The organism is Nocardia sp. NPDC051756, from assembly GCF_040681495.1.
GTDB lineage: Bacteria > Actinomycetota > Actinomycetes > Mycobacteriales > Mycobacteriaceae > Nocardia.
Map to the genome: position 1 here is coordinate 1 of NZ_JBFAYV010000020.1, position 19175 is coordinate 19175.

22 protein-coding genes are annotated in these 19175 nt (G+C 68.9%); 21 read left to right on the forward strand and 1 reads right to left on the reverse strand.

The window, feature by feature from the left end:
* The 13 genes from AB0M22_RS44115 to AB0M22_RS44175 all read left to right on the forward strand — a co-directional run.
* Positions 1-824, forward strand: an 824-nt coding sequence (locus tag AB0M22_RS44115; RefSeq protein ID WP_364739555.1) for a hypothetical protein, incomplete at its 5' end; no start/stop codon positions are given.
* The gene (locus AB0M22_RS44120) at positions 824-1648 is read left to right on the forward strand and encodes an ESX secretion-associated protein EspG (protein WP_364739557.1); all 825 of its coding nucleotides are present in this window, start codon (positions 824-826) and stop codon (positions 1646-1648) included. The genes AB0M22_RS44115 and AB0M22_RS44120, both read left to right, overlap by 1 nt.
* Positions 1649-1662: 14 nt before the next feature.
* The gene (locus AB0M22_RS44125; RefSeq protein ID WP_364739559.1) at positions 1663-3324 is read left to right on the forward strand and encodes a hypothetical protein; all 1662 of its coding nucleotides are present in this window, start codon (positions 1663-1665) and stop codon (positions 3322-3324) included.
* Positions 3321-4100 (forward strand): ESX secretion-associated protein EspG, encoded by a 780-nt coding sequence (locus AB0M22_RS44130; protein WP_364739561.1) that lies wholly within the window; start codon positions 3321-3323, stop codon positions 4098-4100. The genes AB0M22_RS44125 and AB0M22_RS44130 overlap by 4 nt, the downstream gene beginning before the upstream one ends.
* Positions 4093-4470, forward strand: a complete 378-nt coding sequence (locus AB0M22_RS44135; RefSeq protein WP_364739563.1) for a hypothetical protein — start codon at positions 4093-4095, stop codon at positions 4468-4470. Before AB0M22_RS44130 ends, AB0M22_RS44135 begins: the two co-directional genes overlap by 8 nt.
* A complete protein-coding gene (locus tag AB0M22_RS44140; RefSeq protein ID WP_364739565.1) occupies positions 4467-4751 on the forward strand; it encodes a YbaB/EbfC family nucleoid-associated protein in 285 nt (94 codons plus the stop codon). Before AB0M22_RS44135 ends, AB0M22_RS44140 begins: the two co-directional genes overlap by 4 nt.
* 116 nt (positions 4752-4867) lie before the next feature.
* The gene (locus AB0M22_RS44145; protein WP_364739567.1) at positions 4868-5188 is read left to right on the forward strand and encodes a type VII secretion target; all 321 of its coding nucleotides are present in this window, start codon (positions 4868-4870) and stop codon (positions 5186-5188) included.
* Positions 5185-6510: a hypothetical protein gene (locus AB0M22_RS44150; protein ID WP_364739569.1), complete on the forward strand. Its 1326-nt coding sequence runs from the start codon at positions 5185-5187 to the stop codon at positions 6508-6510. The genes AB0M22_RS44145 and AB0M22_RS44150 overlap by 4 nt, the downstream gene beginning before the upstream one ends.
* Before the next feature lie 13 nt (positions 6511-6523).
* Positions 6524-6829: a PE domain-containing protein gene (locus AB0M22_RS44155; protein WP_364739571.1), complete on the forward strand. Its 306-nt coding sequence runs from the start codon at positions 6524-6526 to the stop codon at positions 6827-6829.
* Between the two features lie 27 nt (positions 6830-6856).
* A complete protein-coding gene (locus AB0M22_RS44160) occupies positions 6857-7852 on the forward strand; it encodes a PPE domain-containing protein (protein ID WP_364739573.1) in 996 nt (331 codons plus the stop codon).
* On the forward strand, positions 7849-8631 hold the full coding sequence (locus AB0M22_RS44165) for an ESX secretion-associated protein EspG (RefSeq protein ID WP_364739575.1): 783 nt from the start codon (positions 7849-7851) through the stop codon (positions 8629-8631). The genes AB0M22_RS44160 and AB0M22_RS44165 overlap by 4 nt, the downstream gene beginning before the upstream one ends.
* Positions 8632-8705: 74 nt before the next feature.
* Positions 8706-9023, forward strand: coding sequence for a WXG100 family type VII secretion target (locus tag AB0M22_RS44170; RefSeq protein ID WP_364739577.1), 318 nt, complete (start codon positions 8706-8708; stop codon positions 9021-9023).
* A gap of 39 nt (positions 9024-9062) precedes the next feature.
* Complete coding sequence (locus AB0M22_RS44175; RefSeq protein WP_364739580.1) at positions 9063-9356, forward strand: hypothetical protein; 294 nt, start codon at positions 9063-9065, stop codon at positions 9354-9356.
* Positions 9357-9407: 51 nt separating this feature from the next.
* Here AB0M22_RS44175 and eccE read toward each other — a convergent pair whose 3' ends face one another.
* A complete protein-coding gene (gene eccE, locus AB0M22_RS44180; RefSeq protein WP_364739582.1) occupies positions 9408-11108 on the reverse strand; it encodes a type VII secretion protein EccE in 1701 nt (566 codons plus the stop codon).
* Positions 11109-11216: 108 nt separating this feature from the next.
* Between eccE and eccB the strand changes: the two genes are divergently transcribed.
* The 8 genes from eccB to AB0M22_RS44220 all read left to right on the forward strand — a co-directional run bounded on the left by eccB (position 11217) and on the right by AB0M22_RS44220 (position 19134).
* Entirely contained in the window at positions 11217-12617 is a 1401-nt protein-coding gene (gene eccB, locus AB0M22_RS44185; RefSeq protein WP_364739585.1) for a type VII secretion protein EccB, read from the forward strand.
* A 110-nt stretch (positions 12618-12727) separates the two neighbouring features.
* The gene (locus tag AB0M22_RS44190) at positions 12728-13825 is read left to right on the forward strand and encodes a hypothetical protein (protein WP_364739588.1); all 1098 of its coding nucleotides are present in this window, start codon (positions 12728-12730) and stop codon (positions 13823-13825) included.
* On the forward strand, positions 13822-14283 hold the full coding sequence (locus tag AB0M22_RS44195; RefSeq protein WP_364739591.1) for a YbaB/EbfC family nucleoid-associated protein: 462 nt from the start codon (positions 13822-13824) through the stop codon (positions 14281-14283). The genes AB0M22_RS44190 and AB0M22_RS44195 overlap by 4 nt, the downstream gene beginning before the upstream one ends.
* 37 nt (positions 14284-14320) lie before the next feature.
* Positions 14321-14677: a YbaB/EbfC family nucleoid-associated protein gene (locus AB0M22_RS44200; protein ID WP_364739594.1), complete on the forward strand. Its 357-nt coding sequence runs from the start codon at positions 14321-14323 to the stop codon at positions 14675-14677.
* 72 nt (positions 14678-14749) lie between these two features.
* Positions 14750-16324 carry an MFS transporter gene (locus AB0M22_RS44205; protein WP_364739597.1) on the forward strand — a complete coding sequence of 525 codons (1575 nt, stop codon included), beginning with the start codon at positions 14750-14752 and terminating at the stop codon, positions 16322-16324.
* Between the two features lie 218 nt (positions 16325-16542).
* The gene (locus AB0M22_RS44210) at positions 16543-16911 is read left to right on the forward strand and encodes a hypothetical protein (RefSeq protein ID WP_364739600.1); all 369 of its coding nucleotides are present in this window, start codon (positions 16543-16545) and stop codon (positions 16909-16911) included.
* A gap of 132 nt (positions 16912-17043) precedes the next feature.
* Positions 17044-17703, forward strand: a complete 660-nt coding sequence (locus tag AB0M22_RS44215) for a response regulator transcription factor (protein ID WP_364739603.1) — start codon at positions 17044-17046, stop codon at positions 17701-17703.
* 12 nt (positions 17704-17715) lie between these two features.
* Entirely contained in the window at positions 17716-19134 is a 1419-nt protein-coding gene (locus AB0M22_RS44220) for a HAMP domain-containing sensor histidine kinase (protein ID WP_364739604.1), read from the forward strand.
* Positions 19135-19175: the final 41 nt, after the last annotated feature.

Consider the following 19175-nt stretch of genomic DNA (forward strand, 5'->3'; position numbering starts at 1 on the left):
TCACCGACCCCAACACCCTCGCCGCAGCCACCAGCAACCTGCCCGGCACCTACAACTACAAACAACCCACCGGCAACAACCACGACAACAACAACGACAACGACAACAGTGGCGGCGGTAAAGGCGGCGGCGGAACAGGCGGCGGCAAAGATAGCGGCGGCAGTGAGGGCGGCGGCAAGAGCGGCGGCGGTAGCGGCAGCGAGGGCGGCGGCAAAGGTGGCGGCGAGGGCGGCGGCAAGAGCGGCGGCGGAAGCGGCAGCGAAGGCGGCGGCAAAGGCGGCGGAAGCGGCAGCGGCGGCGGAAACGGCGGCGGCGCAAACCCTTCCGGCCACCCCGGCCCGCCGATCGGCCCCAGCGGCCCGATCAGTCCCGGCATCGGTGGCGGCGGCGCCAGCGGATCGCAGGATCTGCTCCGTCTCTTCTCCGAAGCGCTGCAACTCATCTCGTCCGGCATCCCGACCCTGGTGCAACTCGGCAACCAGCTCGCCGCGCAACTCGGCCCGGCACTGCAAGCCCTGGCGAAGTCGGTCGAGGACGGCACGACAACCGTGAAGCAGGCCCTGGCGCAGGCAACCGAGCGTTTCGGCGAGGAGGTGCACCACGTCGAGGAGCTGCTCTTCCCGCCGGGCGCGACCGGCCCGATCGAGCTGCCCCGCGCGCTGTTTCCCGGCCTGGCGGTACCGGATCTCGGGGCGTCCAACCGGGCGGGCGGCCGGCAACCGGAGGTCTTCGAGGACTTCACATCCACGCGGTCGACCACCGAGGTCGGCGGCGACACAGCATCGACCGGGTCGCCCGGCCACACGGTGGAGGGAAATCAATAGTGGAACGCACCTGGCGCCTGAGCGGCCTGGAATACCTGGTGATGCGCGAGCGACTCGTCGACCGCAGGCACAACTGGCCGTTCACCTACCTCTCCGATATTCGCGGCTTCTACGACTTCCAGTTCAAGAAGGCCCGGGTCTGGGGCGAGTTACAGGCGGCCTGGGATCCGGACCTGGCCGACGTGCTGGTGAAGTCGTTGCGCGCCGATGTCCGAATGACGGTGCGCGCCAGCGACAGCAGTGCGCCGCACGACCTCGCCGGGCATAAAGTGATGGCGGCCAAGCGGTTCGGTGAACGTGCGGTGCTGATCCAAGGTTTCAGCACGACAACCTCGGAGAGCCACGACGAAATCGAGATCACCGAATGTGACCCCGCCGCACTCGCGCGCTTGATCGTGGACAGACTGCCGCCGATGGCGGCGGGCGCACACCCGCGGGTCGCGCTGCTGAACACCGCCGAGGAGCAGTTCGACCATTGGCACGGTCGCAGCGCCCTTTTCGACGACGAGCAGGATCACGACGTCGACGCCAGGTGCCGCACGTGGCAGGCGGCGCCGAAGGCAACCGTCGGCTACATCATGATCACCCACGGCCACTCCACCTTCGGCCCGAGCGGCCAGGTCACCAAGTGGATCTGCTGGGAAGACCACCCGGGCGACGGTCGCTATGTCATCGATCTCGAACCCCCGATCGCCGCCGTCGCGACCACGGCGGAAGGACTCGGCAAGCTCATCGACCGCCACTGCGACGAGTTGCTGCTCGTCCGGGCGGACGAGTCCAGGCGCGGCGTCGCCCGGGCCAGCGTTTACGACGACGGTCGATAGCAGGAGACATAGCCATGGCACCAGAACCGAACGCATCGGACGACACGAGCTGGACCGGACTGCCCGGCTCGGCGAAAGACGGACAGCTGAAGCTCGCGCCCACGTCGGCGCAGCGTTGTGCCCAGCATGTCGAGGACATGCTGAATGTTGTTGTCGGCGTGCAGGAGTGGATGACGAAGAACGTCCAACTGGCGAGCCCGATCATCGCCGAGTCCGTGTCAGGGCGCCTGCTGTGGACGGTGTTCAACCTGAAGTTCGGCACCGAGCTGAAGCAACGTATCGACCGTCATCACACCATCCTCGTCGACATGGGCAACACTTTCGTCGCCGCGGGCAAACGCTACGAGCGGACCGAGCACGACTCGAAGGTGAGCTTCGACGACCTCTCCTTCGACGACCCGTCCGGTACCCCGCCGAGCGGGGCACCCACACCCGTGCCGATACCCGACCGGCCGAACAAACCGGTCTCGGGAACCCAGTACGACGCTTACGGTTTCGGTCCGGAGCTGGGCAAGCAGCTCGGCTGGGAAGCGCTGTGGATGATCGGCAACTCGATCGACGCGAAGGCGGTCGCCGCAGCGGCCGGGGTCTGGTACTGGCTCTCGCAAACCCTGGAGACCGGTTTCACCACGTTGCGTTCGACGATCTCGGCGGTGTCGAACGAGTGGGAGGGTGCAGGCGCACAGGCCGCGATCACCGCGACAACCCAGTATGTCGGCGCATCGCAGCGGCTCACCGGCGACATGAAACTGCTGGGCGATTCACTGCAATACACCTCGGGCTGGTTACAGCAGACCAAGCAGAACTCGATGCCGCCGACCCCGCAGCCGCCACCGCCCACCTCCATCTCGCAGCAGATGTCGAACGAAGTGAATCTCATTCGCTGGCAAGAGAACTTCCAGCTCTACTACTCCGACAACTACGTCCAGACCACCACCAGCATCGTGAAGCTGCCGGAACCGGATCCCGTCACGACCACACCGGGGCCCGAGGACGACGAGTCGCCGAACGACGAACACGACCGGCCGCCGACCACCGATGACGAGCAGGCCCCGCCGCCGGAGGACGAGAACTCCGGCGATAACGGCGGCGACAGCGGGAACCAACCGCCGCCCGAGAGTGGTGGTGATCCGCCGCCGTCCGGGGAACAACCGCCCGCCGGGGACCATCCGCCGTCCGACGGAAACCCGCCGCCCGTCGAGCACCCGCCGACCGGCCCCGAAACACCGCCCGGCACGCCGAATCCGCTCGAGGGCATCGAGAACAACCCGCTCTCGACGCTGGCCCAGCTGCCCAAAGGCCCGCTCGCCAACGAGTTTTCGGGGAACCTCCCGCTGGCCGTCAACAACCCGCTGCTGCCCAAGGGCGGTCCACTCGCCGCACTGGGCAAGGGCGGCATCGGCGGGCCCGGCCGCGGCTTGTTCGCCCGAGACCCGTTGGCGTTGCAGGAATCCAAACTGTTCCCGCGTGCCACCGTGCCCGGCGAAGCGAAGATCGTCGGGCGGGCCGGACCTGCCCTCGGCCGCGAACCCGGCATGCCGTTCGGCGGCGCTCCCGGCCGGCCCACCGGCGAGGAGCGGGAGAAGAAGCGCAATGAGTACCTGAACTCCACCGAGCACCTCGACGAGGCGATCGGTGCGCCGGAGCGCGGCATCCGGCCGGTGCTCGATCGGTGAGCCGCACCTGGAAGCTCACCGATGTCGAACTTATCGTCTTGTGGGACAAGCTATTCAAGGATCGACTGCCCGCGCCGCTGTTCGCCCTGTATCGCGGCGAGGACGCCGAAGAATGGGCGCGTTCGGCGGCGACAGCGCGGACCGGCCTGCCCGACGACGGTGGGTTACACGACGCACTGGTTCGGATCGCGACCGCCGACGTCCGGGTGTCCGTTCGAGCGTTCGACCCACGGCACCCGGACGACCCCGCCGGTACGGTCCGCGTCCTGGGCGGCCGGCAAGGTGCGGTGGCCACACTGATCCGTCAGCTACCCGGCGAAACCATCTGGCACAGCGGCGGTTACGTCGTCAACACCGGCGACGGGGCCCGACTCGCCGGTGCCATGGTCGGATCGCTGCCCGACCGGCCCGCCGGGCAGCTCCCGGACACGCCGTTGGTGACCGCGCAGGGCAGCGCCGCTACCGACCATCACTACGGCCGATCCCGGGTGCAGGACAGCTATGCCGACGCCGACCGGCTCAGCACCGAATGGCTCGACCACCCGGCCGAGCAGGTGGGCCTCATCGAAACTAGTTTGGGCAGTTCGATATTCGGCCCGCGCGGGATCACTCCCTATCGCATCGAATGGCGCGATCTGGTCGGCGACGGCCGCTACGCGGTCCGCGACGACGTCGGTCCGGTCGCGAAGCCGGTGGATCGGCGGCGACTCGCGGACCTGATCACCGCCGACATCGCCACCGTGTGGCAGACCCTGGAGGACGAACACCGTGCCTGAACAGTCCGACCTCGCCGAAGCGTCGGAGTTCGCCGCCTACTCGGTCGGTGAAGCCTCCGTGCGTGGCGGCGATATCGTGGTCACCGCAACCGATTCCGGCCTCCCGCTCACCGTTCGGGTCGCGCCCGATCAGCTACGGCGCAACCCGGATGAACTGGCCGCCGACCTCCTACGCCTGTGCCGGCTGGCCGCCGACCGGGCCGGTCTGCACCGGCGGGCCTACCTGGCCGAACTCGGCCTTCCGGAGCACGCGTTGAACCTGCTCGGTCTTCCGTCGCAGCAGAGGGTCGAACAGTCCGAACTCCTCGACGAGGCCGAGCGCGAGTACGAGCCACGCAGCTGGCTCGATCAGGACGGCGGTTCGTGGTGACCGACTTCGCCGACCTGGAGGCGACCGTACGCGCGCAATTGAACCGGATGCAACAACTTTCGGATGACCTCGCGGCCATTCGAGTCGCCCACGCCACCGACGACGACACCATCACGGTGGTGGTCGACGGCACCGCACGGATCCTGGATATCCAGCTGTCCGAAGGCATTTCGCGGATGTCGCCGGTCGATTTCGGGCAGGCGGTGGTCGTCGCCGCTGCCGCCGCGGCCCAGCAGGCTCTCGCATTACGCGGTCGCCTGATCGAGGAATTCAACAACTAGGTGAACAACAGGTTCGGCAGTTCGCGCAGCGGTTGCGGAACCCGTTGCCCTCATTAGGTTTCTCGATGAACCGCCCAGGTATCGAGTTCACAGATCAGCCCCAGGAGGGTGCCGCGATGAACGTAGTCAATGTGCAGCCACAGACATTCCGTCAGTACGGCGACCTCTCCGAGGGGACGGCGGCGGCCGTCGCCGTCGCGGGCGCCGTCGACCAGGCCGCGGTAATCGCGTCCGTCGCACCGGTATTCGGCTTGATCGGGCAGGAGTTCCTGGCGAGTTTCGCCTTCGCGCAGGCCAATCACTTCGTCGCGGTCGGTGATCTGGTGCAGATCTTCGCCGGTACCGCCGAGACCTCGCGTGCGGCGGCGCTGTCCTACGAGCAGACCGAACGAAACAGTGCGGAGTCGTTCGCCGCGCCCGCGGGAACCCCCGAGTGACCGCAGAATCCCTTGCGGCGCCGCTCCATCCGACCGTTCTCGACGCGCTGCAGAACACCCCGGTCGCGCCCTTCCTCGGCCAGTCGGCCCACCAGGTTCTCGCCGGCATCGGCTTGCCCGCGCTGCCGCAACTACCGTCCTTTCCGCCACTGCCCGGCCTCCCGCCACTGCCGCCGCTCGACCCGGCCGCTCTGGTCAAGCCGGTCACCGATCTGTTCAGCGGCTTCGGTGACGGGAACCTGAACACCAACCCCGCATTCAACCCGCAGAAAGTGCTCCAGCAGGTCGTGCAGTCGGTTAGCGCCGCAATGCAATTGGTGTCCAGCGGCATCCAGCTGTTGCAGACCATGGAGAGCTCCGGCACCCGGGCGGCCACCGCCGCGGCGGGCGACGCGTACGCCACCTCGGCGGCGGTCTCCGATCAGGCCGTGCGGATGAACGTCACCACCGGCGGAGCGGCCGGCTCGGTGGCCACCGGCTACCTCCAGATGGCCGCGGTGGCAACCCGATTCGCGGTGACCACGGCGGCGCTGACGCCCACGCTGGCGACCGCGCCCGGCCAGGCCGCATTGCTGGCCACCGCGATCGAGGCGGCCACCGAGGCGCTGGCAATCACCGCGCACACCAAGGCGCAATTGCTCACCCACTCGGCGCACATGACCGAGGCGGGCAAACCGGTGCCGACCCGGCTGCCCACACGGCCCAAGCTCGGCGCGCCGAGCGCGGCCCAGCGCCCGCTCACCCAGAGCTTGACGAAGGCCCGCCCCGAAGCCGGGCGGCTCGTGTCGACCGAGGCGACGACGAATGCCACGAATCAGGTTCTGACACAGCTGATGTCACAGCTACCGCAGGTTGTGCAGCCGCTGCTGTCGGTCGCACAGGAGGTCGGCAAGGCCACGACGCCCGCACCGGCCAAGACCGACACGAACACCCCGGTACCGGTGCCCCTGCGGCCGGTCTCGACGATCGCCGCGAGCCTGTCGCACGGTTCGACCGGAATCGTCGGCGGGACAGTAGGTCCCGCGACCGCACCGCTCGGTAGCTGGCAAGCCGAACATGTCGTCGCGGCGACACCGGGCACGGTCGCGTCCGCGCCGGTTCCCACGGGCCGGGCCGCGTTCGCCGGTGAGGTACTGCCGCCACTCGTTCCGGGCGTCGGACCGCTCGGCGGTATCGACCGCGCCCGATCGGCCGGCGGCGCCCCCGAGGCGCTGGTGGACGCCTGCCACGGCGATGAACTCGTCGGCGGTCGCGAGGACACCGCGGCCCCCGTAATCGGGGCAACCCCGACCGAGGATCCGGACACTCCGTTCAGCCTGTAGAAGGAGAAACCCTATGAGCAACATCGCATTCGATCACGTCCTTGCCCGGACAGCAGCCGGTCGCCTGGATCAGCTCGCCGACGGACTGGAAAGCGGACTGCACCGGCACAGCACCGCGCTGCATCCGGCGGCCGCGGCCATCGACCCGGTGTCCCGGCAGACCGCGCGGACGCTCGGCGAGGTCGGCGGGTCGTTCCGGCAGTCCTATCTCGGCGGCGTCGGCGAGCTGCGCAAGATCGCCGCGAACCTGCGTTCGCACGCCGATCTCGTCGAGGGATCCGACGGCGACGCCGTCGACATGTTCAAACCCCTGATGTAGCAACGCATTCAGACGAGGACTGACGTTATGGTCGAAGCACCGCAGGCCGGTTTCACCGGCACGATTTGGGACGCCGTTCCGGCCGAGCAGTTGGCGCACGAGCTGACCACCGGACCCGGCACGACGCCGATGGCCGACGTCGGCCTGGCCTATGCCGAACTCGCCGTCGGGCTGGGCGCGGCGGGCACGGAGTTCCGCGCGATCCTGGCGGTCGTCGGCGACGTCTGGGGATCGACGTCCAACGAGGACGGCCTGGCCCAGTTGGCCCAGTTGGCCGACTGGTTCGACGAGGTGACCGCGGCGGCCAAGGAGAACGCCGCGACCGCCGCCCAGCAGGCGGTGTCCTACGAGGTCGCGCAGCTCACCATGCCGCACGTGGGTGAGGTGGCCGCGGCCGTGCGGACGGCGGCGGACCTGCTGAGCGGCAGCCTGCTCGGCGCTCCGCTGGCCGGTCTGCTCGACACCGCCGACCATCAGGTCGAGGCCTTGCACGCGCAGGCGGCTCAGGTGATGCGCACCTACGAGGCGGCCAGTGAAAAGCTCGCTGTCCCTTGGGAGCAGGACGCGGCTCCGGCGGTCAGCGCCGGCGCCGCGCTGGCCGCCGAGCAGGCTCCGGCGCGACCCGAGGCCGGGCAGCCGGGTCCACCCGCGAACGCGCCGGTCGTCGCCGAGCCCACACTGGCGGCACCGACCGTGGATCTGTCGGCGCTGCACGTCGCGCCGCCGCCGACCGTGCCTGTCGGCAGCGAATCGCTGGTGCTCACGCCGACTCTGCCGCCGAGTCCGACCATCGCGCCGGGACCCGCGGCCCCGCTGCCGGTTTCGGCGGCCCAGCCCGCACCGCCGCCGATCGTGGCGCCACCCGCGAGCACTACCACGCCGGCGCCACCGCAACCTGCCGCACGCGCCGAGGCCGCCGAGGTCGGTGACATCGGGGATCGGTTCGTCGTCGACGCCGGATTCGCCACCGCTCCACCGGTATTGGGCGGCGCGGCGGTGCACGCCGGTCAGGAGGGCCGATGACAACGTTGACCACCGACGGCGTTCTCGCCGTCGCCGAAACACTCGGGGTGCAGACCCTCCCGACCGTGCTCGCACTGCGTCCTCGCCATACGGATCAGCACGCCTTCGCCGCGGCCCGCGCCGCCGTACTGCCGGAGCTCGGCGAGCGCGGCGTGCTCGACCGGGACGGCAACGTACTCGACGACCTGGCGACCGCCTTGTTCGTCCTCGCGCGCCCCGATCGCCAACTGGCCCTGCGCATTCGGCGCGGTGGCACGCTACTTCGGGTCTGCCTGGCCCGGAGGGGACTCGACCACGCCCTCGCGGTCCGCACCGACGACGACCTCGAGGTGGTTCCGGTGTGGGGCGAGGAGGACGCTGCGACCCTGGCCCGGCCGCTGCTCGGCGTACTCGGCCCGTGCCCGCCCGCCGAGATCCCGGTATTCAGTGCCCTGACCACCGAATTGCAGCAGCGCTTGGACGACGCGGGTACCACCCACGCGAGCGCCGCCTACCAGCTCGGCATGCCGGAGCCAGGTGCGATCGCGCTGGGACTGGCTCTGCGACACTGCGATTCCCTCGCCGAGCTGGTCTGCTACACCCACCGTGACGGCCAGTCCGTCCGGTCTCCCGCCACCGCCGCCGTCTATGACACCGCGGACGGCCGCATCATCGGCGGCGGCAGTGTCGCCGCCGACGGCCAGCTGTGGACCACCCTCGCCCCGGGCAGTGACCATCGATTGGCCCAGGTGCTGGCCGCGCAGATCGAGGCATTGCCGGAAGGCAGGTGGATGTCGTAATTCCCGCATGACCGAGAATCCGGGCCGTCGGCCCACCCAATGATTTCCATCCACATCATTCGAGAGGACATCTCATGGCCGGAGCAAGTAACCTGCACCTCGATTTCGCGATTTTCCAGAAGTACGCGAATGCCTACGCCCAAGTCATTCCGCCGATCGACAAGAGCGTCGACAAACTGGGCGACACGGTCGAGGCCGCGAAGAAGGGCTGGGAGGGTGACGCCAACATCGCGTTCACCAAATTCGCCAACGAACTGCAAACCAAGATCCGCGCGGTGAACAAGGATCTGGATCTGGTGTCTCAGGCATTGCAGACCGGTGAGAAGAAAGTCGCGTCGGCGGAAGACGAGAGCATGTCCGGATTCACCACGCTGAACATGAACTACAGCTAGTCCCAGCACGAGACGCTATTCAGAGAACGGAAAATCACCATGCTGTACAACCCGGCTGCCGTCAACGCGCTGATCACCGAGCTCGCCGGCTACCACAAGGACATCTCGACCGAGCGGCACAACGCCGAGACCGCGGCGAACAACCTGCTCAAGGAGGGTTGGCAGAGCGGCGACGGTGGCGCGTCGGCGGCTTTCCAGCAGAAGCACAAGACCCTGATCGACGACCTGGACGATCTGCTCGTGCTCCTCGCGAAGGGCAAGGACAACGTACAGGCCGCGCTGGACAAGGCGATGGCGACCGACCAGAAGGTCGCCGACGACTTCACCTGGTAGTCGTCCGGACCGAGGGATGGGCCCGTCGCCGTGGGGCGGCGGGCCCATCTGTCATGCCGGCTGCAACACCGGTTCGGTCGAGGTCTCGGCGGTGCCGAGGTATTCGGTCTCCTCCGGGATCGACACCACCTGGACGACCAGTTCACGGCCCTTGGTGCGGACGGTCACCGTGCCGGGTTCGCCGGCCGATCCGATCAGCGCGACATCGGCGCCGAGCACCACGGACGAGGACGCGGTCTGCGAACGGACCTGCACGGCAGTCGCTTCCGACACCTGTCCGGTGGCCGCGACGCCGTCGTAGACGATCATGGTGGCCGCGGCGGTATGGTGCGCGGCGCCACCGGGCGACGAAACCGACAGTGCCGCAGGCGCATCGACCGCGGCCACCAGGTGCGCCCACGCTTGCGGCCGGGTGGTGTGCACGATCACCTGGGCGCCCACCGCGATCGAACGCAAGATCATCAGCTGGGTGAGGCGCAACGACCCGACGATCTCCACCCGCCGAATCTCCGGCCCGAACAACGACACCGCGACGCCGAAACCGTCGCTCGTCGCGCCGATCACCTGGCCACACCCGCCGGCCGGCACCGTGAAACCGGACATCGTCGCGGGCGTCCCGTAACGAGCGACCGACGTATCGAGGTCCCCGCCGTCCAGCAGCACGCGCCGCTGCCGCCCCCGCAGCGGCAGCAAACCCAGCTCGAGCGCGGACGTATCGGCCTCGTGGTGACCGGCGCCCGCCTTGTCCTGGCGCACCAGCGCGGTCAGTGCCACCGCGTTGTCCCGTTGTGTCGCAGTAGCACCGTGCGCCGGCGTCAGGCGCAGGCGAGTCAGCACGGACTTGCCGGGCAACGCCCACACCGCCGCCAGCGCCTCGGCGTCGAGCCGCTCGGGCCGGACCGCGTAACCCGCCAACTCGATGCCATCGCTGCGCAGCGCCCGCCAATCCTCGGTCCACTGCTGCGGATCGGTGTCGTGCAACGCGGCCGCTTCCGCGCCGGCCAGTTCGGTCGCGGTCAGCACCGAGACCCGGACCCCGCGGGTGGCCAGGCGCGCGGCGACCCGGCGGGTGGCGACCAGCGCCGTCCGGACCATGCCCGCCTGCCCGCTGCCCCGGTTGTCGATGGCGTCGACATTGTCGAGCGGATCGAAACGCAGGACCAGCCAGACGGTCTGGGCGGCCGCGGCAGGCAGCGGCCCGAGCAGCTTCTCGTACAACCGCACCACGTTGTCCGGCCCCTGGGTGCGAACGCCGAGCGTGACCACGTCGACGGCGGACAGCCGGATGTCGAACTGGGCCAGGCAGCGCGCGACATCGGCGAGCGAGACGGCCGCGTCCGCGCGGATCTCCGCCGAGCTGAGCAGGGTCGGGCGCACCCCGGTGCGCTCCAGCGCCAGCATGGTGATCAGGTGGCTGCCGTCCCAGCGCATTCCGCAGCGGGTGCCGCCGGATTCCGGCAGCGTGACATCGAACGGCTCGGTGCGCGCCTCGATAGCATTGCCGCGCCGATTGCGCCACCGCAGCGCGATTCGCATTCCCAGAATTCGCCAGACATTCGTTTTCCGAATCCGGACCGCGCCGAGTGCGGCGACGGCGAACCCGATTCCGGTGGCCACCGGAAGCTCGGCGTGCAAGGCGATTGCCGTGGTCCCGGCGGCGGCGCCCGCGGCGGCCGACGGCAGCACGAGGAACAATGGCAGCCGGGTGAACAGCTCCGGCGTGCTTCTTCGCGGCATTGTCTCGTTATTCATTCAACTCATCTCCATTCCGCAAGCACCCCCGTGGTGCGGTAGCCTCTCACACCGCAGTCGAATGTGCGTGTTCATGCGCACGGTGTTCATATGCATCGAGGAGTGGGAATGCCGGCACAGTTGACGACGCGCGCGCAGGTCAATGGATATCGTTTTCTGCTGCAGCGTTACGGGCACGCGATGGTGCGTCGCGATGTGCGAATGCTGCACGATCCCATGCGTATCCAATTCCGGTCGTTGATCACCGGCATCGTGCTCGCCGTATTGGTGACCGCGGGCTGCGCGATTCTGGCGTTCCTGCGCCCGCAGGGCCAGCTCGGCGATGCCAAGATCATCATGAGTTCCGGCAGCGGCGCGCTCTACGTGATGGTGGACGGGACCTTGCATCCGGCGCTCAATCTGGCGTCCGCCCGGCTGATCACCGGCAGCAGTGAATCGCCTACCTCGCTGAAGGATTCGAAGCTGTCGGCGCTGCCGCGCGGGCCGTTGCTCGGCATACCCGGCGCACCGGGCTCGCTCGCCGACCCGGTCGAGCGCGACCGCTCGGAATGGACGTTGTGCGAGGACGCGACCGCCGGTCAGGGCGGCACGGTGCTGGCCGGGCCGCCGCAGCTGGGCGCGCAGATTCGTCCGGCGGCGGCCGGTGAAGCCGTGCTCGCGACGCGCGACGGCGCGACCTACCTGATCTACGACGGCAAGCACGCCCGCGTCGACATGGGCAGCGACGCCATCGTTTCCGCGCTGCACGTGCGCGGCCTGCGCCCGCGGCCGATCGGGACCGGACTGCTGAACGCCACCGTGGCCGCACCCGAGTTGGTCGTGCCCGCGATCCCGAACGCGGGTGAGCCGAGTGCGGTGCGTGGCGCGAATCTGGTTGTGGGGTCGGTGATCCGAGTGCAAGGAGTGAACGGACCGACGCCGTACGTGGTGCTCGCCGACGGCGTGCAGAAGATCTCCGAGTTCACCGCGCAGGTGCTGCGGGCCTCGAACTCCATGGGGCTCACCGTGATTCCGCTGCTCTCCCCAGACGCGATCAGCGGCATGCCGGTGCTGGAGACGTTGCCGGTCGGCCAGTTCCCCGCGGGTGATCTGACCGTCGTCGCCGCGGACGCCGACCCGGTGGCGTGCGCGGCGTGGGCGCGCGGTAGCGAGGACCAGGCGGCGCGGCTGCAACTGCTGGTCGGCAGGCAGCTGCCGCTGGCCGACGGGGTAACCCCGGTGGCGCTGGTGGCCGGCGACGGCGCCCGCACCGCCTACATCCCCGGCGGCAGTGGGGAATTCGTTCAGGTGACCGGGATCGAGCCGGACAGCACCCGGCGCGACGTTCTCTTCTACGTCACCGACACCGGCGTCCGGTTCGGCATTCCCGACCTCGCCACGGCCACGGTGCTCGGGCTGACCACGCCGAAGCTGGTGCCCTGGCAGATCATCAGTCAGTTGCCCGGCGGCCCGATACTGGACCGGCAGTCGGCGCTGATCGCGCGCGACGTCGTCCGCGCCGGGCAGTAGCGCACCGAGTGACGAGAAAGTGAACGCGGGGGGCCGCCGAATCCGGCCCGCTCGCCGCCCGACCGGCCGTTCGGTACGGTCCGGTGATTCCGAACCGAAAGGGAGAGCTGATGCCGCGGTTGGTGTGCAGACATGCGGATGGTGCGGTGGTGGTGGCCGTCGGCGGCGCGTGTGTGGTCGTCCGGCCGGACGCGCTCGACGACGAGGGGCGTTGTGCGACAGCACCTTCGGCGCTGAGCATGACCCTGGTGAGCGCGGCGGCGGTGGAATCAGGTTTCGTCGCCATCGATGAGCCGATGCCGGACGCGTTGCTGTCGGCGGCGCAGATCGCGACGATCCTGGAATGGGAGGTCGGTTTCGTCGAGGGCGTGCCCGGCGACGGCGACCGGCCGGGGCTCAGCAGCGGCGAGGCCGAACTGTATCTGCGCTACCGTCCGGAAACGGGCGACGCCTACCCGAACAGCTTTGCGCTGCAGGCGGTCGATCGCCCGTTCTCGCTCGACCGGATCGCCCCACCGTTGTCGGACACTCGCGACGAGTTCCCCGTCGAGGTCGAGACCGAAGCCGCCGCAGTCGAATTCGACATCGAACCCGAGCTGCTCGTCCAACTGTGCGCGTCCATGGGCTACGTGGACTACCTCTCCGGCGACGAGATCGTCGCCGCCGCAGCGCAAGACCTGATCGACCGCACGAGCTACCTCGCCACGGTGTCGGAGTTCTACGCCGAGCTGACGCAGGTCGTCGCGACCGGCATGGTGCCCGACCTGGCGGTGGACCTCGCCGGCAAGTTCGACGCACCGCAGATCATCGATTTCGTCGAGCGGCTCGTGGCCGAGCTGGATCGGCGCCGACCATGGCCGGACCCCGCCCTCGTCCCGGTGGACCCGGCGACCTGGCCGTCGATCGGTTCGAGCAGGCCGATCGGGTGGCTGGAGATCACCATCGCGGACTTGGAGTGGGCAGTGAAAGCGCCCTTCGGCGATGTACCGGATGACGAACAGGCGTTCCTTGTACTGCGTTTGCGCAGCGGGCAATTGGTGGCGCTGGTCGGGGAGGACGAGCCGAATCCGGCCCGCTTCCTGGTGCTGCTGCCCGATCTGGATGATCAGCAGCACGCTGTGGAAGTGAACGCCTACCTGTCTCGGTACGCGGGCTTGCAGGTGCGGTCCGAAGAACTCGGCCTGGCCATGGAGGTGTCGGCGCGATGATCCGACCGGAGAACCGGCACGCGGCGAGCGACGCGGCCGACCTGATCGACGCCGTGGTGGGTGCGCTGGGGCAACTGGGCGATATCCGCACCGCGAGGGATGCACTGACCGCGTCGGCCACCGTGGAACATGGCCGAATCACGGTGACGGTCAACGCATCCGGGTCCATCCTGCGCACGGAGTACGCCGAGGGCATCGACGAGCTCAGCTACGGCCAGATCGCCCGCGCCACAGTGCAGGCCGCCCAACAGGCGGCGGCGAAGGTGCAGCGAAAGAAGGCGGAGCTGATGGCCCCGCTCACGGCGCTGCGGATGGGTCCGCGTCCCGAAGACCTGTCCGAAGAACTGGCCGACCTGCGCAAGCAACTGCCCGAACCGGCCCGCGCCCCGCTGAGCCCACCGTCGGAGCGCGACGCCGGGACCCGGCACCGCGACGGCCATCGAATCCTGGACCGCTGAACCACCCGAAACTTCGCGCGAGACGAGGACTTTCCGCATGGACGACGAATTCGCCGGTGCCGTCGACGATTTCCGCACCAAGATAGCCGAAATGACCCGCCTGCAAGCGGAATGGGCGCAACTCGTGGCCACCGGCACCGCCGAACGCCGCCGGGTCCGGGTCACCGTCAATGCCGACGGCATCGCCATCGATATCAAATTCGGCGCCGACATCAGCGACCTGGACTACGACGAGATCGCCGCCGCGGTGACCGAGGCCTCCGGTAAAGCGGTGCTCGATCTCGCGGAACAGACCAAAGAACTGATGGCCCCGGTCGCCGTCGATCGCGGCGCGGCGCCCAAGCCGGCCGACCTGCTGGCCGCGGTCGCCTCGCTGCGCGATCAACTCCGCTGAGCGGATCGCACTGGGCGAGCGGATCGTTCGACGCGGGCGGTAGAAAGCCGTGCCCGGACTTAAGGTCACAGCATGACACTGGAGATCGACCGTTCGGGCCGCGGGGGCGAAGAGGGCCGGACGAGCACGCAGGCAGGGCCGCTCCGATTGTCCGGCCGGCGTCGTGGACTGGTGCTGCTGGTCTTGTGCGGCACCGGCTTTCTGATCAGCGAGGACACCTCCACGCACAGCATCGCGGTGCCGACGCTGTTGCAGCAGCTGGGCGATCGGCCGGTGTTGCAGACCTCGCTGTGGATTCCCAAGGTGTATGTCCTGGCCTTCATCGCGCTCCTGCTGGTCGGCGGCGCGCTGGTGGATCGGCTCGGAGCCAAGCGGGTGCTGGTCGGCGGCTTCCTGGTTTATCTCATCGGATCCGGTGTGCATCTGGTGCTGGCACAGACCTCGATTCCGCTGCTCCTGGCCCGGATATTCATGGGCGCGGGGGTGGCGGTCATCGTGCCCGCGACGTTGTCCATCCTGGTGCTGGTCAGCGAACCCGGGGGTGAACGGGCCAGGGCCGTCACGTTGTGGGCGGGCTGTTGCGCGGCGGGTGTCACCGTCGTTCCGCTGATCGCCGGGTTGATTCTCAACGATGTGGTGTGGCCGCGCGTGGTGGCGGGGCTGGGGTTCACCGCGGTGGTGTTGCTGATCGGGACCGTGCTGTTCGTCCCGGCTGTCCGGCCGGACCCGGCCTGCCCGGTGGACTGGCCGGCCACGATCACGGTGACGCTCGGCGTCGGCCTGGTCTCGCTCGCCCTGATCCAAGCCCCCTATTGGGGTTGGACGTCACCGTCGTTCGGCGCCGCGCTGATCTCCGGCGTGCTGCTGGCCGCGGTGTCGGCGCAGGTCCGGCGCGGCGGCGTGCTCCCGCACGATTGCCTGCGGGCCGACCCGCGCGTGCGGCTCGCGATGGCGGCGCTGGCGACGGCGATCCTGGCCCTGTTCGGCGCCGTCTTCCTGACCATTCAATATCTCCAGGCGATGGGGGATCGAAGCTCCATCGTGGCAGGCACATTCATCTTCCTGCCCGCGTGCGTCGCGACCGCGATCGGTGCGAAGGCCGGTTCGGCGTTGCAGCGCCAGGGCTGCGTGGTCGCCGCGATCGTCATCGGGTTGACCGCGATGGTGGACGGTCTGGCGATCGGCTTGACCGCAGGCACCCAGGGTGAACTCAGCCCGCTCGTGGCCATGGTGGCGGTGACGAGCGTCGGTTTCGCCATGGTGCTCAGCATCGCGCTGGACGTGATGAGCGCGGCGCTGCCGCGGACCCGCACCGCGATTCCGTGGGCGGCGCAGATGATCGTCGTGCAGGTCAGCGGTCTGCTCGGACTGGCGATCGTGGGCAGTCTCGTCGACCGGGGCTACCGCGCGCACTTCGTCATCCCGGCCAAGCTGCTGGCGCACGGCGGTGCGGCGGTCAGTCAGGATCCGCTCGGTAAGGGTGTGGCCGCGGCGGCCTCGGCCGGCGAGCCGCTGGCCGTCGCCGTGCAGAACGCCTTCCTGGCCGGCTACCGGCACGGGTTGCTCGCCATCATCGGCGTGGTCGCCGCCATGGTGGTCGCGATACTCGTTTCGGTCGCGCGGGCGCGGAGACCGAAACGGGCATAGGCGCGAATCATCAAGAATGTGACGGCTTCTCAAGGAATTCTAAAGATGATGCGAAAGTTATCTTCGAATTCCAAAGTCGAGTCCCATTATTACGGCGATGATTTGACGGTTACCGAAGGGCGCGCATAATTTCGGTTCAGCGTTATGCCGAGTTGCTCTCGATTCGATCGAGTTATTCGGCACGTTGTCACCTGAACTATCGAAAGGCTGGGTTTGCCATGCAGGATTCCGACACCGGCACTCCCGTTCGCCGACGACGCACCGGCGGCAGCCGGACCGCCGCGGCGCGTTCGTCCACGTCACGGCCGTCGGCCGAGGAGACCCTGGCGAAGTCGCGGGCCGAACGGGCGCAGCTCGAGCAGGGCAGGCTGTTCCAGGCGGGGCTCATCGAAGAGGCCGAGCAATTGCACGAGGAACTCCGCGTGCTGCACGAGGAATTGCGCGAACTCTACCGGCAATTGGGCAATCTGCGTAAACGGTTCCCCAGCCTGCCGCCGGCCACGCGGCTGGCCGGATTCCCGCCCATCGTGGTCGGGCCGATGCAGGCCGCCGACTCCCGCCTCAACGCCGGCCGGGCCACCGCCTGAAGCACAATCGCGCGCCGAAAGCCAGCTCCGACAACGACGTTCACCTGCCCGTTGCCCGACGGCGTCCACCGTCGCCTGCTGTAGTCTCACGACCTGGCCAGGTTGAGTCTGGACTGCGGAAGGAATCGGGTCGTGCGTGTGGTGGTGGTGGAAGATGACGCGGGTGTGGCAGCTGCGGTCATCGATGGCCTGCGGACCCACGGTTTCGGCACCGTCGACCACCTGACCCACGGGCTCGACCTGCTGACCTCGCACACCGGATACGACGCCGTCGTCCTCGATCTCGGCCTGCCCGATGTCAACGGCTATCTCGTGCTGCGCCAGTTGCGCAAGGTCAGCACCGTTCCCGTGGTGGTGCTCACCGCCGAGGGCGACGAGCTCGCGGCGGTCTCGTGCCTGCGGGCCGGCGCGGACGATTACATGGTCAAGCCGCCGCGCGTCGGCGAGCTGGCCGCCCGGCTCGAGGTGGCCGTGCGGCGTTGGCAGGCCACCGGGTCCTGTACCGCCGTCGTGGTCACCGGGGACGTGCGGGTGGATCTGTCGGCGCGCCAGGTCGAGGTGGCCGGCGAGGCGGTCGCGCTGACGCAGAAGGAATTCGCGGTCGCGCGGGTACTGGTCGAGCAGGCCGGCGCCGCGGTGGGGCGCGAGCAGATCATGGACGAGATCTGGGGCGAGAAAACGCCGTCCACCTCGCGTTCACTCGACGTCCACATGGGCGCGCTGCGGGCCAAGCTGAACCGGCCCGGCCTGATCACCACGATCCACGGCTTCGGCTACCGCTGGGCTCGGTGAGGAGACCGCCGGATGCGCGTCCGTCTGGTGACCGCGTTCACCGTGCTCGCGGCGATCTGCATGACCTGCTTCGCCATCGGGATCGGCTACGAGCTGGCATTCAGCCGGACCCGCGGCCTGGTGATCGACCGGATCCAGGACGCCAATAGATTCGGCGTGCTGGCCGCGACGGATCCGGCGAGCCTCAACGACGAAGCGCAGAGCTACTCCGACCGCAGCGGCAACGGCGTCCTGGTGATCGCGGCCGACGGCACGGTGATGTGCGACATCCGGGTCGATCGCGGCGACGCGCAGGTGCGCGCGGCGGTCGGCGACGGTCACTGGATCGTGCCCACGCAACCGCTGTATCCGTGGAGCACGCAGCCGATGTTCGTCGCGCAGCCGATCGGCACCCCGCCGCAGGCCGGCGGCGTGGTCGTCATCGACATCGCGACCGCGGCGACCCGCACCGAAATCACCGACCGCTGGATCCAACTCGTCTGCGTCACCGCGACGGCCCTGCTGGTGTTCGGCGGTCTGGCACTGGTCGTCTCCGGCTGGATTCTGCGGCCGGTGTCGGAACTGCTGCGCGATGTCGACGCGCTGACCTCGACCCTGCCCGCGCAACGCGCCGCGGCGCGCCGGTCCTGGCTGCGCAGCGAAGGACCGCCGGAGATCATGGAATTGGCGGTCGGCGTCGAAACGGTGACCCGGGCGGTCGCCGAATTGGCCGCCGCCGAACGGCAACTCGTGGTCGACACCGCGCACTCGTTGCGCAATCCGCTTGCCGCGCTTGCGGTCCGGCTGCAAGCGCTGCAACCGATGATCGCCGCGGACCGGGCGGCGGCCACCTTCGTCAGCGTCGTCGGCGAGGTAGACCGGCTGACGGCGCTGCTGGACGGTCTGCTGGCTTCGGCGGTGGCCGAGGCGAAGTCGGATCGGCACGCGCCGCCGGTGGCCGGTTGCGACGCCGTCGGTGTCGCCGCGGACCGGGTCCAGGCCTGGCACGACGCGTTCCTCCGCGCCGACATGACGCTGACCCTGCGGCCGCTCGTCGACGCGGCGCAAACAACGGTTCCGTCCGGTGTGCTCGCCCAGATTCTCGATGTCGCACTGAGTAATTCGGCTCGCTACGCCGGACGCGGTACGCAGGCCACGGTCACCGTGAACCATGAGTGCGAGTCGGTGGTCGTCGCGGTCGAGGACACCGGGGTCGGGGTGTCGCCGGACGAGATCGACCGGCTCACCACGCGTTTTTTCCGCGGCGCACAGGCAGGCAGCGGGGGCTCCGGGCTGGGCCTGCCGATCGCCGCGACCCTGGCCGCGCAGCACGGCGGACTGTTCTTCGTCGACGCCGCGCAGCCGCACGGCCTGATCGTGACGGCGAGTCTGCCTGCCGCAGCGGCCGATTCGCCAACCTTACCGGCGGGTGAACTGCTGAAGAAGCGGTGAACTCTGGTGTCACCACACGACATCGCTGACCGGTAACACCA